This window comes from Streptomyces sp. NPDC085460, from assembly GCF_044541975.1.
In the GTDB taxonomy this organism is placed as follows: domain Bacteria; phylum Actinomycetota; class Actinomycetes; order Streptomycetales; family Streptomycetaceae; genus Streptomyces.
The window spans coordinates 205,542-217,945 of sequence record NZ_JBITTO010000002.1 but is presented as its reverse complement, the minus strand read 5'-3'; the positions used below and the strand labels follow the sequence as shown (position 1 = coordinate 217,945).

Here is a 12,404-nt window from a genome sequence, read left to right as displayed (position 1 = left end):
CACCTATCCTGATCAACACAAGGACGTTCAACCATTGCATCAACGAAGATCGTAGGAGAGGTCCTTTGCCTGATGTCAGTCCGCGCGGAACCTATCTGCTGATTGCTGAGGCACTGCGGAGGCAGATCAGGGAGGGGGAGGTTGTGAGCGGCGCGCTGCCATCAGAAGCCGCTCTCATGCGCCAGCACAGCGTCGCTCGAAACACCATCCGAAGGGCCCTTAAGGCGCTGGAAGCCGAGCGGCTGATCGTATCCGTGCCCGGTGCAGGATGGCGGGTAGCAAGCGAACCCGTAGCACCTCTGGTGCAGCGACTGACGGACATCCTCACGCAGGACTCGCTGAGCGTGGGCGATGGCTTTCCGTCAGAGTCGGAACTTTGCGCGCGTCTCGGCGTGTCACGTACGGCGGTACGAGCAGCCCTAGCGCAGATGGAAGGAGCGGGACTGTTGAACACCGTTCACGGCAAGGGCAGGACCGTGTGCGCCCTCCCACATGCTTCCGGGCAGCCGTAGCCTTGGCACCCATGGGGCTTACTGAGTGGGCGTACTCGCTCTCCGAATCGCTGCTGTCCGAGCCGTTGCCGCGCCGCTGGGCGCACTCCCTTGGGGTCGCCAATCGGGCTCAGTCCCTGAGTCCGATCCTTGGGAAGGACGCCGAGCTGCTAGAGGCAGCCGCCGTGCTGCACGACATCGGCTACTCCCCCACCATCGCCGCTACCGGCTTCCACCCCCTCGATGGGGCCCGGTTCCTCCGCGACCAGGAGGGTGCCGACGAGCGGGTTGTCCGGCTGGTGGCCTATCACTCCTGCGCGCTCCTGGAAGCCGAGGAGCGGGGACTCCGGCATGAGCTGGAGACGGAGTTCGAGCTGGAGCGGCCCGAGCTGGTGGACGCGCTCATCGTGTCTGACATGACGACGACGCCGACCGGCGAGCACACGACGCCGGCGGCCCGGCTCGCTGAGATCGTGCAACGGTACGGCCCGGACACAATCGTGGGCAGGTTCATTCAGCGGGCAGCGCCGGAGATCTACGCAGCTAACGAGCGCGTGGAGGGCCGCATGGCCGCCGCCACGGCCGACACTCAGCCGATGTAGGGCTCGCGCCGTGACTCGTCCAGGCCGTGCTGGATGCGCAGCCGCATGGACGGGTGGATTTCCAAGTCATCGAGGTCCGCTGGAGTCATCCAACGGACCTCTTTCGATTCGCTGCTCGTACGGAGAGAGCCGCCGACCGGCCTAGCCCGGAAGCAGATGGAGAACTGCTGGCGGACCTCACCGTCGTCGTACGCGAGGACGTGCTCAGGGTCGGTGTAGAGCCCGACAATGCCCTCGACCTCGACCACGATGCCGGTCTCCTCCTCGACCTCACGGACGGCGGTGTCGCCGATCCGCTCGCCGATGTCGTGGCCACCGCCCGGCAGCGCCCACAGGTCGTTGTCGGTCTTGTGGATGAGCAGGAGCCGCCCCTCGTCGTCGCGGACGACGACGGTCGTCGAAGGGACCACCGAGTTAGCTTTCGGGGCCTTCGGGTCGCGGAAGTAGTCGATCCGGGTCATGCGTCTGGACCTCCGAGGTCCGTCGGGGAGGAGATCGGTCGGGCGCTCTCCCAGACCCGTTCCACGCTCTCCGCGTAGGCGTCGAACAGCTCGCCGCCGGGGACGCGCTGGAGGTGCAGCACGGGGGCCATGTACGCGCCGACGCCGTACAGGTGCCCGTTGGCGAGCATCGCGTCGTCGGCCCGGTAGATGGAGTTGTAGAGCGTGGTCGAGTGGAGCCGGAACTCGACCCCGGGAAGCCCGAACAGCGGAGCGTAGTTGACCAGCGCGTTGCGAATCTTGCCGGCCATGGCGCCCCCGATTCCCTCGTCGGCCCCGCGTACAGCCACCGCGGCCGAGTCCGGGTCGCCGAGCATGAACCTGATCGGAAGGCCATCGGCGGACTTCTCCTTCACCACCTGGTGGAAGGCAGCGTCCTCGGTGAGCCAGAAGCCCGAGTAGACCAGGACGTCGAAGTGGCGCCGGGCGCCGGCGTAGAGCTGGGGCCAGAGTCGGTTCGGCACGACGGACCGGTGAGGGTAGAGCTGGACCAGCTCGGCGTTCCCCGCTTCTGTGACCTCGGCCGACGTTCGCTCCTCCGGCCACAGGTAGGACACCTCCCGCTGGAGGAGCGATGCCGTCGCGTACTTGAAGCGGCGGTAGGGCTGTCGCTTGGGGTCGTTGATCCAGCGCTCCACAGTCTTAGCCGACACCCCCAACCGCTCGGCCACCTCGTCCAAGGTCATGCCGCGCTCGATGATCGCGCCGCGTAAACGCTCATTGGCCATGCCGTGCACTCCCCCGGTGGGACGACTTGGGACGACTTCACCGTAGCCAAGACGTCCTGGAGCCGTACATGCGCGGAGTCCAACGTCTGCCCTGATCAAGCCAAGCTGGATTCATCGAGCGGGGCGGACTCGCATCCACCAAAGGGTCAAGGGACTTGACGGTGCGAATCCTTCTCCCCATGATGAGGAACAGGTAATACATGTACCTCAACGGGCTTGGGCTCGTCGAGGCGTGCTGCTCAAGCTCAGGGCGGGGACGCTGCAATCCCGCTAAAGGCCAGGTGGAACAGGGTTTCGGCCCGTACTGGCGAGGTGGCCCGGCGACCGCGAGCAACGGCCGGAGAGTGGGGACACGGTCCCCCTTGCAGTGCTTCACCCCTGTTGCCCGACGCCGAGGAGGTCCCGATGTTCCGACGAAGAACCCAGGCGCCGCCCCCGCTGGACCGGCGGTGCGGCCGCGCCCACCGCGTCACCTGAATCGCAGCCGAACCGCTGCGGCCGGTTGCCTCCTCCGCCCGTCCGGCCCCGTTCGCGGGGCGCCGTACGGGCGGGGTCGAGGGGAGCCGGATCACCCCCGAGCTTCAACGGCGAGAACCCCCGGTGCTCCAACACCGGGGGTTCGGTACGGGCCGTTTCCACCCCCTGCTGTGAAGGGAGCACGACCCATGAAGTCCATCATCACACTCCCCGCCACCTCCCAGGCGCTGGCGTTCGACGGTGAGCCGTCGGACGCGGAGCTGAACGCAATCGAGCGGGAGATGCCGCTGATCGTCGCGGAGGTCGACCTCCTCGACGTCGAGATCGCGCTCCTGGACCGGCCGGTGACGGAGCTGGACGCCCAGCGGCTGCGCCGCCGCCGGCGCCGGGTCCTGGCCGCCCGCCGGGACCTGACCAACCGCACCGCGGCCCAGTCGGGCGGTGCCGCGTGAACGCCCGCACGCTCACGGACATGGCCACGTCGCTGACCGCGCTGGTCGCGCTGGACGCGAAGTTCTCGCACCTGCCCGCACCGAACGTCGACCTCTCCCCGGTCTTCCCGGCACGGCTGTGCCTGTCGCTCCACGACGACCTCGGCGCGTTCGAGGCATGGCGCGAGGCCCTGAACATTGACCCGGCGACCGTCGTTCACCGCGTTCAGCGCGGCGGCGGGACGCGGGTCCTGAAGGTCCACGGACTCTTCGCCGGCGCCGACATCGAGCTGGTCGGCTTCGCCCCGGTCGTGGTGCCGGAGCCGGTCGTGAACGCGGGGGCGGTGTCGTGAACGGGCGTGTTCAGATCCGTTCAGCGGAACGCGCGCTGAGCGTGGGCACGTGGCTGATCGTGTGCGGCGCGATGCTGTACTCGATCCTCACCGTCACCCCCCTCATGCGCGCCCACACCCCCGACGGGTGGAAGTGGACAGCACCGATCCTCCCGCTCGTCGTGGACGCCGCCGTCGTCATCGTCGTCCGCCTCGACTCCGTCCTCGCCCGCCTCGGCGGACAGGGCGGCAGGTGGCCGGTGGTGCTGCGCTGGATGACCGGCCTGATGACCCTCGCCCTGAACACGGCCGACTCCGCCCTCAAGAAAGACCTGGTCGGCGTGGCCGTGCACGCGGTCGCACCCCTCCTCCTTATCGTCACGGCAGAGACCGGACTGGCCTACCGCCGCGCCATCACCGCCGCCGTTACGGCCCTGGAGGAGCGCGAGCAGGCCGAGCGTCGGCGCCGTGAACAGGAGGCGAGGCAGCGCGCTGAGGGGGCCGAGCAGGCCGCCCAGAAGCGAGCCGACGAGGACGAACGTCGGGAGCGCGAGCGCCGCGAGTTCGACGCCCGGATGGCCCGTGAACAGCGGGAGCACGAAGCGGCACTGGCCCGTGAACAGGCCGAGCGCGAGGAGCGCGCGCAGCAGGCGGAGCGGGACCGGGTCGCAGCCGCCGAGCGGGCGGAGCGGGAGGCCCGTGAACGCGATGAACACGAGCGTGAACAGCAGCGCCTGATCCGTGAACGCCGTGAACGCGAGGCCGCCGAGAAGGCCGCACTCGCCCGCCGCGAGGCCATGGAAAAGGCAGCGCGTGAACAGCGTGAGCGGGTGGAGCGGGCCGAGCGTGAACGCGCCGCGCTCCTCGCCGCCGGGCCCGTGAACGGCAAGCAGCCCGAGGAGCAGGCCCGCCAGACCGTGGCCGCGGCGTTCGCCGCCGGCGTGCCGGTGCGGCAGGCGGCAGAGCTGTGCGGCTGGTCCACCGGCTGGGTCGCCACCCGCTACCAGGAACTGCGCGAGACCGACCCCGGCTCCATCGCCGCCTGAACCGCACCTCACCGATCCCAAGGGAGTTTCCCGTGGTTCGTCGTTCGCGTCCTCGCACGGTGCAGGTGCCCCCGGGTGCCACCACCGTCCGCATCCCCACCCAGCGCGGCACCAAGGGTGCCCCGCCGGTGTTCGTCGTCGTCTCCGAGTCCCGCCCGTCGCTGTCGTCCCGGCTCGCCCGCGCGGCCGGCGGCTGGGCCTGGCGCCACCGCGCCTCCTGGGCCCCCACCGCCTACGCCGTCCTCGCCTACCTCCTCACCACCGTGATCCACCTGATCGCGCCGTGGGTGGTGTTCGTCCTCGCCCCCGCCGCACCGGTTCCGCTGCTGGCCCTGTGGTGGACCCGGGTGAAGCACCCGGAGCGGATCGGGGAGCGTCCCGGCCGCCTCCTGGCCGCCGCCGCCCTGGCCACGCTCGCCACCGCCTGGGCCGCCGCGACCGTCCACTACGGCCCGCTCACGGTCCCGCTCGCCTGGGCGTGGGCGGGGCTGACGGTGGCTGTGCAGGTGTTCTGGCTCGTCGTCCGCCGCTCGAAGTGACCTGAGGAGACCTTGTCATGGCTCAGATCCCCAACCCCAACGCGCGCCGCACCACCAACCGCACCAACGGCAACGGCGGTGGGGGCAACAAGTCCGACAAGTTCGCCCAGGCCGGGGCCGCGCTCGGAGGGTTCGTCGGCGCGATGGGCGGCAGCTTCGTCCCGCCGGTAAACGTCAACGTCAACCGCACCACCGTCAACGGCAGCAACCGCGGCGGGGGCGGGCGCCGGCCGCACCCCCAGGCCCTCATGCCGGAACCGGACTTCTCCTCGCCCGCCCAGGTCCGCGCCTACTGCAATCACCTTCGCGCCACCGCCGTCGCGCTGTCGATCGAGGTGGCGATGGGCGCGGAGATCCTGAAGAGCGTGCTGGCCGCCGTACCGGACCCGGAGGGCCGGATCGGCGGCTCCCGCGTCCGCGCCGCGAAGGTGGCCCGCAAGCTCCAGAAGTCGGCCGACGAGCTGCGCAACGCAGCCAAGCTCGCCGCCGCGACCTACGCGACGTTCCAGCAGGAGTACCAGGAAGAGATCAACCGGGTCCGCCACCACGCCCGGCCCCGCGCGCAGCAGCGCATGAACTGGGTCCAGCAGTAACCGGATTGAAGGGAGGTCCAGTCATGGCCGGACGCAAGCACACGACCATAGACGTACTCGACAGCCACGGCGCCGGCGGCTCCACCGGGGGCACGATCGCCGCCTACCTGCTCCACCGCGCCAAGCCCCACCTGCCGCCGTGGCTGGGCGTCGCCGGGACCGGCCTGGCCGGAGTCCTCGGCAACCTGCGCTGGGCCGACAGCGCAGCCGCCGGCGCCGGTCTCACCCTCGCGTCGGTCGCCCTCACGGGGGCGACGTGGTGGATCGGCCGCAACACCAGCCCCCAGCGGCGCTTGCACTCTGCGATCACAGTCGCGGCGGGATCGGCGTGGCTGACCGGCGCGTGCCTCGCCGGACCGACGACCGGGCCGCTGGACGACCTGTTCCTCATGGGCGGCCCGGTCATCGCCCTCTCCTGGAACGTGCGCATGGCCATGCGCCGCGGCGACGACAACCCGGCCGCGGCCGGTGGGGACAAGGGCCTGTTGGAGAAGGTCGGTCTGGCCCGCGCGGCGATCGGGGCAACGAAGGTGGAGCCGAATCGGGTCACCGCGCAGATCGCGCTGGAGCCGGGCGAGCAGACCACCGACGACGTCTCCAAGGTCCTGCCGCGGCTCGCCTCCGCGCTGGACCTGCCGACGACGGCGCTGCGGTTCATGCCCAACGCCGACTCCGCCCGCCGCGGCGAGCTCGTCATCGTGCCCGAGGACATGCTCGGTGAGGTCGTGGAGTACGACGGGCCGTCGCAGCTCGGCGGGTCGATCGCGGATCCGCTGGTCATCGGCCGGTACGACGACGGCTCGCCGCTCCTGCTCTGGCTCCCCGGCGACCCGGAGGCGGGCCGCAACGCCACCCACCTCCTCATCGCGGGCGGCACCGGCTCCGGCAAGGGCGACGGCGCGTTGAACGTCCTGACCGAGATCCTGTCCCGGACGGACGTGAACGTGTGGCTGTCCGACCCGAAGTCCTTCCAGGACTTCCGGCCCCTCCTGCCCGCGTTCGACTGGGCCGAGGAGGGCGGCGCCGGCACGGAAGCCATGGTGGAGGCGCTCCAGGCTGCCATCCCGGCCCGGACGCGCTGGCTGGGTGCCCACCGCTACCGGCAGTGGACCGTCCAGGCCGCCGGTAAGCAGACCGATCCGGCACACTCCTGCCGCGCCGACGGCAGCGTGTGCGGGTGTGAGGGCATGGCGTTCCTGGTCGCGTGGTTCGAGGAGGCCGCCAACACGCTGCGCGCGCTCGGGGACGACGCGTTCACCGGGATCGCACAGGAGGCCCGCGCCGCCGGCGTCTCCCTGGTCGTCTCGCTCCAGCGCCCCAGCTACGACCAGATGAGCACCAGCACCCGCGCCTCACTCCCCTCCGTTCTCGCCTTCGGCTGCGACCCGCGCGACGAGGGATTCGCCCTGCCGGAGTCGGTCCTCGACGCCGGCGCCCACCCCGGCGCTTGGGGGAACCGGCGCCCCGGGTACTGCTACCTCGTCTCCGCCGGCATCCCGGAGGACCGCTACCCCGCCCCCGGGCGGACCCGCCGGTTCACCACCCGGTCCATGGACGTCATGGAACAGCTCGCGGACTGGGCCGCCGCCCACGGCGCTCCGATGGACCCGGTCACGGTCCAGGCCGCCACGACGACCGTCGGCAACGCCTACACCCACCGCACCCACCACGACCCCGCCGCGGCGACCAGCACCGCGCGGCTTCAGGTGGTGGATGCCGAGGAGGACGAGGAGATGACCGACCCCGTGTTCTTCGACCCCGAGGACGACGGCATCGACCCCGACTTCGAGCTCCCCGACGACGAGCCCGGCGACGACGCCCCGCTCTTCGGGCAGGAGCAGGGCCGCAAGCCCTCCCCGGAGGAGGCGCGAATCCTGTTCGAGCAGGCGCTGGAGGAGTTCGAGATGGACGGCCGGATGATCGTCGGCCCGAAGGACTTCTCCGACTGGTGCGAGGCCAACGGCTACAGCCGCCCCTGGGTGTCCGCCCGCCTCAAGGACGCCGCCCTCGACGGCCGCCTGGAGCCCACCAACCAGACCGGCCGCTGGCGGATCGTCCCCGCCCTCGCCGCCGCCTGACACCCGCGTGACGCCCTGACACCGTCACGGGGCCGTGACACCCAAACCCCTAGGCGGGAACGGGTGTCACGCGCCCTGACACCCTCGCCTGACACCCCCTGACACCCACGCCTGACACCAGGCACCCGGGCCCGTGACACCCCGAGTCACGGGCCCCACCCACACCCCGAGAAGGGCCCCGCCATGCCCGACCACGCCCACGCCCCCACCCCTGTCATCCACCACCCCATCCCGCTCCACAGCCCCGCGCACGGCGCCGTCGTGCCCGCCCCGCCGGCCGCCCTCCCGGCAGTCACGTCCGTCCAGCTCCCCGACGGCCGGATCGTCACCGGCTACACCCTCACTCCCACCCCGCCCACCCCGACGCACTCCGTCGGGTCGGTTCCGGCGTGGGCCAAGACGACCGCGCTCCTCGCCCCGACCGTCGGCGGCGGGATCGCCGCCGCCGGCATCGGGCTCTCCTACGCAGCCCCGGGACTCATCGCCATGAGCCACGCCCTGTGGTCCGCCGCCGCCCTCCTCGTCGCCACCGTCATCGCCGTCCCCCTCGCGCTCCGCACCGCCCGCCGCGCCCTCACCGGCAACGGCGGCGGCCCGGGGTCTAGCCGGACGACGACCCACATCACGCAGAACATCACCGCGACCGGCCTGTTCGGCCGCGCCAACGGCACCATCAACCACCACTGAGGAGAGCCCGCGTGGCCAGCATCCTGATCAGCTCCTATGGCACGGGACACAACGACCCCCCGCCCGCCGCCGCCCCGGTCATGGTCGACACCACCACCCTGCACAACCCGCCCGACGACCCCGCCGTCCGCGCCACCCTCACGCAGCTCACCGGACTGCACCCCGATGTCGCCGCCTACGTCCTCGCCACCCCCGGCGCCCACGGCCTTCTCGACTCGGCGCTCGCCGACACCGAGCGCCGCGCCGAGCGGGGTGAGCAGCGCATCGAGGTACACGTCCACTGCTACGGCGGCCGGCACCGCTCCGTCGTCATCGCCGAGACGCTTGCCATCGCGCTGCACGCCCACGGCCACCACGTGGACGTCACCCACCGGCACATCGACCGGCGGATCCTCCCGTCCCAAAACCCCGCCTAGCTACGCCGAGGGCGGCCCCCATCTCGCCAAAGAACCGGGGCCGCCCTCGCCTTCCAGCACTTCTCACAGAACTGGAGACATCCAGCATGACGCATCTCTTCCCGATCCGGCGACGCGGCGACAGGCCGTGGCTGCTGGATCTGTTCTGCTGCGCCGGCGGCGCAAGCCGCGGCTACAACTGGGCCGGGTTCAAGGTGGTGGGCGTCGACATCGCCCCGCGCCCGAACTACCCCTTCACCTTCCACCAGGCCGACGCCCTCACCTTCCTCGCCGACCTGATCGCGTCGGGGGAGATCGGACGGTTCTCCTTCGTCCACTCCTCCCCGCCGTGCCAGGCCAAGTGCAACCTGTCCGTCGGCACCAACGCCTCCCGCGGCTGGGGAGGCGAGCACGTCGACCTGGTCGCCCCCACGCGGGAGCTGCTGGAGGCGTCCGGGCTGCCGTACGTCATCGAGCAGCCCAACGGGCGGGCGGACATCCGCCGGGACGTGTGGCTGTGCGGGGAGATGTTCTCGCTCGGTGTCCTGCGGCACCGCAACTTCGAACTCGGCGGCTGGAGCGCCCCGCAGCTCGAACACCCCAAGCACCTCGGTCGCGTGCGCGGCTGGCGCCACGGCGAGTACCACGACGGGCCGTACGTCGCCCCGTACGGCAACGGCGGCGGCAAACCGTCGATCCCCGAGTTGCAGAAGGCCATGAACATCACGTGGACCGACGTCCGCGAGGAACTGACCGAGGCCATCCCGCCCGCCTACTCCCGCTACCTCGGCGCCTGCTTCCTCAACCAGGCCCGCGCAAGGAGGGCCGCGTGAACAGCCTCGCCATCAACGCCATGGCCCTCGCCGACGGCCGACTCCCCGTCCTGCCCCTGGGCACCGACAAGCGCCCCCTCGGCAACTGCCCAGACTGCGCCGACCTCGCCTGCGGCGGCCGGCCGAACATGAAGACCCCCGGCCCGTGCCTCTGCCCCTGGCCCTGCCACGGCTGGGCCGCAGCCACCACCAACCCCAGCGTGCTCGCCTCCCGCCAGTGGGGCATGGCGTGGCGACGGGCACGGGCCATCGGCTACCACCCCGGCGGCGCCGGCGTCACCGTCGTCGACCTCGACAACCCGGACGCCGTCGCCTGGGCCCGCACCACGCTCCCGGCCACGACGACCGTGTCCACGACGCGCGGGGAGCACTGGATCTACTCCGGCACCGTCCGGTCCGTGAACAAGGTCCGCGAGGGCGTGGACATCAAGTCGCTCATGTCCTACGCCCGCTGGCTCGGCCCCGGCACCGGCACCATGGCCGACGTCCCCGCCGCCGTGCACGCCCTGGTCGAGGAGAGGCCCGCCGCCCGCCCGGCGACCCGTGCCGACACCGTGCCCGCTCCGGCCAGCAGCGGGCAGTGCCCGCACCGCTCGCCGGTCTACCTGGAGCGCGGGATCGCCATGGCCGAACAGCGGATCACCAGTGCTGAGAGCGGCGTCCACAACACGGTGTACCGGACGTTCCTGGCGGTGCTGTCCGCACACGGCCGGTGCGGCTGCCTCACCGAGACCCACATCGGCCGCCTGTTCGCCGCCGCCCAGGCCAAGGGCGAAACGGCCCGGCACTGCACCACCGCCTGGGTGAACGCCACCACGGCTCTGGGGATGTAGCGATGTCCGAGGACGAGAAGAACCCGGCCCGCGAGGTCATCAGCGACTACGCGCGGGCCAACTTCCGCTACTTCCGCACGGTCGACGGCACCGTCTACGCCCAGCGCAACGGCCACCCCGTCGCCCGCCCCATCCGCTCCCAGGGAACGACCGGGAGCCACCGGCAGGAACTCATGGTCGGCCTGTTCCGCGACGGGCACGGCGTCTTCAACGGAACCGCCTTGAAGGAGGCACTCGACTTGATCGAAGCACTCGCGCTCACCGAGGACGTCCAGCCCGTCCACATCCGCGTCGCCCCCGGATTCGACGGCGCCACCTGGCTCGACCTCGGCCGCGACGACGGCCAGTCCGTCCGCATCCACCCCGCCGGCTGGGACATCCTCACCCCCGACCCGCGCGAGGTCTGCTGGCGCCGCACCCAGCTCACCGGCGAACTCCCCCTCCCGGTCAAGGACACGAACGGCAAGGGCGTCGACCTGCTGATGCGGCTGTGCAACTTCTCCGACGCCCGCGCGGAGTCCCTGGCCCTCGGGTGGCTGGTGGGCTGCCTGGGCCCCGATGTCCCCGTCCCGGCCCCGTTCCTCACCGGCCCCCAGGGGGCGGGGAAGTCGACGGCCGGGAAGATGCTGGTGCGGATCATTGAGGGCATGAGCGGCGACCTCCGGCGGGCGCCGAAGGACGAGGAGAACCTGATCACCGCCGTTGCCGCCGGATGGATCACTGGCCTCGACAACCTCTCCCACCTCGGCCCGGACCTGTCGGACCTGATGTGCTGCATCGTCACCGGAGCGGAGAACATCAAGCGGGCCCTGTTCACCGACGGCGACGTGGTGCGCTCGCGGTACCGCCGGCCGATGCTGCTGACCGGGATCGACGTCGGCGTCATCCGTCCCGACCTCGCCGAACGCCTCCTCCCCCTTCGTCTGGAGCGGCCCCGGGTGCGGCGGACGGAGGCGGAGCTGTGGGCGGAGTTCGCGCAGTCCCTGCCCGTGATCCTCGGGTCCGTCCTCGACCTCGCCGTCGAGGTCCGCGCCGCGCAGGCCGACATCCCGACCGACCTGCGCATGGCCGACTTCGCCCACCTGTGCGCGCAGCTCGACACCGCCCGCAACTTCGGCGCCCTGGACGCCTACCGGGCCAGTCTGGATGACCTCAACGACGACGTCATCGAGGGCGACCTCCTCGCCCAGACCGTCCTCAAGCACGCCGCCGGCATCGAACCCGGCACCGACGTCCGCATGACCTCCGCCGAGTGGCTGCACGGCCTGACCCAGCTCTACATCGGCGAGGGGGAGTTCCGTCCCCTGCCCAAGGGCTGGCCCACCACCGGCAAAGTCCTCTCCGACCGCCTCAAGCGCCTCCAGCCCGTCCTCGCCGCCCGCGGCGTGCTCATCGACTGGGGCCGCACCAAGACGGCCCGCTACATCGAGATGACCCGCCCCAAGCCCCCGGCCGACGAACAGCAGCCGGCGTTCTAGACCCGTCCCGACGCGGGCCCGCCCGCACAGGCAAGAGGAGCACCCCCGGCCCAGCGCGGGCGGGTGCTCCTCTTGCTCTTCGGCGGCTTGCCGCCGCCCAAGGGGCGTGCCGCTTCGCGGCTCCCCATTCACGCCTGAAGGCGCGCACAACCACAGAACACAGGCCCCACTTTTCCTAAGTAGGAAGACCCTGCGTCACCTGCGTCACCACGCCCCCGAAAACCGGGCCTGACCTGCGCCAATAGGGGTGACGCAGAGCCTCAATCTCTGCGTCACCGTTCGTCACCTGCGTCACCCCGTGACGGACGGCTCCGTCACCGATGACGCAGCCCGTCACCCCCTGCGTCACCGAACACCGCAG

15 protein-coding genes are annotated in these 12,404 nt (G+C 71.2%); 13 read left to right on the top strand and 2 right to left on the bottom strand.

Features of this window, described 5'->3' with window-relative positions; genetic code table 11:
- The first annotated feature begins 65 nt into the window (after window positions 1–65).
- Both ACIGHB_RS05175 and ACIGHB_RS05170 read left to right on the top strand, forming a co-directional pair.
- A complete protein-coding gene (locus ACIGHB_RS05175; protein ID WP_399909686.1) occupies window positions 66–512 on the top strand; it encodes a GntR family transcriptional regulator in 447 nt (148 codons plus the stop codon).
- 11 nt (window positions 513–523) lie between these two features.
- Complete coding sequence (locus ACIGHB_RS05170; protein WP_399909684.1) at window positions 524–1,093, top strand: HD domain-containing protein; 570 nt, start codon at window positions 524–526, stop codon at window positions 1,091–1,093.
- Here the strand turns inward: ACIGHB_RS05170 and ACIGHB_RS05165 are convergent.
- Both ACIGHB_RS05165 and ACIGHB_RS05160 read right to left on the bottom strand, forming a co-directional pair.
- Window positions 1,081–1,554: an NUDIX hydrolase gene (locus ACIGHB_RS05165; RefSeq protein WP_399909682.1), complete on the bottom strand. Its 474-nt coding sequence runs from the start codon at window positions 1,552–1,554 to the stop codon at window positions 1,081–1,083. The genes ACIGHB_RS05170 and ACIGHB_RS05165 overlap by 13 nt on opposite strands.
- Window positions 1,551–2,321 carry a helix-turn-helix domain-containing protein gene (locus ACIGHB_RS05160; RefSeq protein WP_399909680.1) on the bottom strand — a complete coding sequence of 257 codons (771 nt, stop codon included), beginning with the start codon at window positions 2,319–2,321 and terminating at the stop codon, window positions 1,551–1,553. The genes ACIGHB_RS05165 and ACIGHB_RS05160 overlap by 4 nt, the downstream gene beginning before the upstream one ends.
- A gap of 665 nt (window positions 2,322–2,986) precedes the next feature.
- Between ACIGHB_RS05160 and ACIGHB_RS05155 the strand changes: the two genes are divergently transcribed.
- The 11 genes from ACIGHB_RS05155 (at window position 2,987) to ACIGHB_RS05105 (ending at window position 12,043) form a co-directional block, all read left to right on the top strand.
- On the top strand, window positions 2,987–3,250 hold the full coding sequence (locus ACIGHB_RS05155) for a DUF6284 family protein (protein ID WP_399909678.1): 264 nt from the start codon (window positions 2,987–2,989) through the stop codon (window positions 3,248–3,250).
- A 20-nt stretch (window positions 3,251–3,270) separates the two neighbouring features.
- Window positions 3,271–3,582: a hypothetical protein gene (locus tag ACIGHB_RS05150; RefSeq protein ID WP_399909676.1), complete on the top strand. Its 312-nt coding sequence runs from the start codon at window positions 3,271–3,273 to the stop codon at window positions 3,580–3,582.
- Window positions 3,579–4,607: a DUF2637 domain-containing protein gene (locus ACIGHB_RS05145; RefSeq protein WP_399909674.1), complete on the top strand. Its 1,029-nt coding sequence runs from the start codon at window positions 3,579–3,581 to the stop codon at window positions 4,605–4,607. The genes ACIGHB_RS05150 and ACIGHB_RS05145 overlap by 4 nt, the downstream gene beginning before the upstream one ends.
- 59 nt (window positions 4,608–4,666) lie before the next feature.
- Window positions 4,667–5,146, top strand: coding sequence for a hypothetical protein (locus ACIGHB_RS05140; RefSeq protein ID WP_399909672.1), 480 nt, complete (start codon window positions 4,667–4,669; stop codon window positions 5,144–5,146).
- Between the two features lie 17 nt (window positions 5,147–5,163).
- Window positions 5,164–5,739, top strand: a complete 576-nt coding sequence (gene traA / locus ACIGHB_RS05135) for a plasmid transfer protein TraA (protein WP_399909670.1) — start codon at window positions 5,164–5,166, stop codon at window positions 5,737–5,739.
- Between the two features lie 23 nt (window positions 5,740–5,762).
- On the top strand, window positions 5,763–7,817 hold the full coding sequence (traB, locus tag ACIGHB_RS05130) for a plasmid transfer protein TraB (protein ID WP_399909668.1): 2,055 nt from the start codon (window positions 5,763–5,765) through the stop codon (window positions 7,815–7,817).
- Between the two features lie 183 nt (window positions 7,818–8,000).
- Window positions 8,001–8,504 (top strand): hypothetical protein, encoded by a 504-nt coding sequence (locus ACIGHB_RS05125; RefSeq protein ID WP_399909666.1) that lies wholly within the window; start codon window positions 8,001–8,003, stop codon window positions 8,502–8,504.
- Between the two features lie 11 nt (window positions 8,505–8,515).
- Complete coding sequence (locus ACIGHB_RS05120) at window positions 8,516–8,920, top strand: hypothetical protein (protein ID WP_399909664.1); 405 nt, start codon at window positions 8,516–8,518, stop codon at window positions 8,918–8,920.
- 86 nt (window positions 8,921–9,006) lie between these two features.
- A complete protein-coding gene (locus tag ACIGHB_RS05115) occupies window positions 9,007–9,732 on the top strand; it encodes a DNA methylase (protein ID WP_399909662.1) in 726 nt (241 codons plus the stop codon).
- Between the two features lie 20 nt (window positions 9,733–9,752).
- On the top strand, window positions 9,753–10,565 hold the full coding sequence (locus ACIGHB_RS05110) for a bifunctional DNA primase/polymerase (protein WP_399910442.1): 813 nt from the start codon (window positions 9,753–9,755) through the stop codon (window positions 10,563–10,565).
- A gap of 2 nt (window positions 10,566–10,567) precedes the next feature.
- Window positions 10,568–12,043, top strand: a complete 1,476-nt coding sequence (locus ACIGHB_RS05105; RefSeq protein WP_399909660.1) for an ATP-binding protein — start codon at window positions 10,568–10,570, stop codon at window positions 12,041–12,043.
- Window positions 12,044–12,404: the final 361 nt, after the last annotated feature.

Bases quoted from the DNA above. Each gene is read 5' to 3' on its own strand.
- traB (WP_399909668.1), top strand. From the start codon at position 5,763: ATGGCCGGACGCAAGCACACGACCATAGACGTACTCGACAGCCACGGC.
- ACIGHB_RS05155 (WP_399909678.1), top strand. From the start codon at position 2,987: ATGAAGTCCATCATCACACTCCCCGCCACCTCCCAGGCGCTGGCGTTC.
- ACIGHB_RS05160 (WP_399909680.1), bottom strand. From the start codon at position 2,321: ATGGCCAATGAGCGTTTACGCGGCGCGATCATCGAGCGCGGCATGACC.
- ACIGHB_RS05125 (WP_399909666.1), top strand. From the start codon at position 8,001: ATGCCCGACCACGCCCACGCCCCCACCCCTGTCATCCACCACCCCATC.
- ACIGHB_RS05115 (WP_399909662.1), top strand. From the start codon at position 9,007: ATGACGCATCTCTTCCCGATCCGGCGACGCGGCGACAGGCCGTGGCTG.
- ACIGHB_RS05165 (WP_399909682.1), bottom strand. From the start codon at position 1,554: ATGACCCGGATCGACTACTTCCGCGACCCGAAGGCCCCGAAAGCTAAC.
- traA (WP_399909670.1), top strand. From the start codon at position 5,164: ATGGCTCAGATCCCCAACCCCAACGCGCGCCGCACCACCAACCGCACC.
- ACIGHB_RS05110 (WP_399910442.1), top strand. From the start codon at position 9,753: ATGGCCCTCGCCGACGGCCGACTCCCCGTCCTGCCCCTGGGCACCGAC.
- ACIGHB_RS05105 (WP_399909660.1), top strand. From the start codon at position 10,568: ATGTCCGAGGACGAGAAGAACCCGGCCCGCGAGGTCATCAGCGACTAC.
- ACIGHB_RS05170 (WP_399909684.1), top strand. From the start codon at position 524: ATGGGGCTTACTGAGTGGGCGTACTCGCTCTCCGAATCGCTGCTGTCC.
- ACIGHB_RS05150 (WP_399909676.1), top strand. From the start codon at position 3,271: ATGGCCACGTCGCTGACCGCGCTGGTCGCGCTGGACGCGAAGTTCTCG.